Here is a 1,327-nt window from a genome sequence, read left to right as displayed (position 1 = left end):
AAAACGGATGATATTTCCCAGTTCCGTGCAGGCAAGACCAACAACGATATCAAATAATCTGATATTATTTCAGTAACCGGCAGGTCAGCGCCATGCTGCGCTGACCGCATCAAAATAATAATTTCATATGTGAAAAGAAGGAGATCAAAATGGACAAAGTATTACAGGGTTACATTGACAAACTGAACAAACTGAACTTTAAAGATATGTACGAGGGCGATTTCTTCCTGACCTGGGAGAAGACCGACGACGAGATCGAGGCTGTTTTCACCGTTGCTGACGCTCTGCGCTACATGAGAGAGCACAACATCTCTACCAAAGTATTTGAGTCCGGTCTGGGCATTTCCCTGTTCCGTGATAACTCCACCCGTACCCGTTTCTCATTCGCATCTGCCTGCAACCTGCTGGGTCTTGAAGTTCAGGATCTGGACGAGGGCAAGAGCCAGATCGCTCATGGTGAGACCGTTCGTGAGACCGCTAACATGATCTCCTTCATGGCAGACGTTATCGGTATCCGTGATGATATGTACATCGGCAAGGGCAACAAGTACATGCATGATGTAGTAGATGCAGTAACCGAGGGTCACAAAGACGGCGTTCTGGAGCAGAAACCTACCCTGGTTAACTTACAGTGCGATATCGACCATCCGACCCAGTGTATGGCTGATATGCTTCACATCATCAACACCTTCGGCGGCGTTGAGAACTTAAAGGGTAAGAAAGTAGCTATGACCTGGGCTTACTCCCCAAGCTACGGCAAACCGCTTTCCGTACCGCAGGGTGTTATCGGTCTGATGACCAGATTCGGTATGGATGTTGTTCTGGCTCATCCGGAAGGATATGAGGTAATGCCGGAGGTTGAGGAAGTTGCACGTAAGAACGCTGAGAAGACCGGCGGCAGCTTCACCAAGACCAATTCCATGGCAGAGGCATTCAAGGATGCTGATATCGTATATCCGAAGAGCTGGGCTCCGTTCGCAGCTATGGAGAAGAGAACCAACCTCTACGCTGAGGGCGATACCGACGGCATCAAGGCTCTGGAGAAAGAGCTGCTGGCTCAGAACGCAGAGCACAAAGACTGGTGCTGCACCGAAGAGTTAATGGCTACCACCAAGGATGGCAAGGCTCTGTACCTGCACTGCTTACCGGCTGATATCAACGACGTATCCTGCAAGGACGGCGAGGTAGAGGCATCTGTATTCGACCGCTATCGTACTCCTCTGTACAAAGAGGCAAGCTACAAGCCATACATCATCGCAGCTATGATCCTGCTTGCAAAACAGCAGTGCCCGCAGGAGACTCTTGCAAAGCTGGCTGAGAAAGCAAC

1 protein-coding gene is annotated in these 1,327 nt (G+C 50.0%); it reads left to right on the top strand.

Features of this window, described 5'->3' with window-relative positions:
- Nucleotides 1-149: 149 nt before the first annotated feature.
- The coding region (ygeW, locus tag DXB18_RS15990) for a knotted carbamoyltransferase YgeW (protein WP_118544272.1) at nucleotides 150-1,327 on the top strand (1,178 nt) is incomplete at its 3' end.

This window comes from Clostridium sp. OM02-18AC (genome assembly GCF_003481825.1).
GTDB lineage: Bacteria > Bacillota > Clostridia > Lachnospirales > Lachnospiraceae > Brotaphodocola.
The sequence above is the reverse complement of the archived record's forward strand: the minus strand, read 5'-3'. Positions and strand labels throughout refer to the sequence as shown.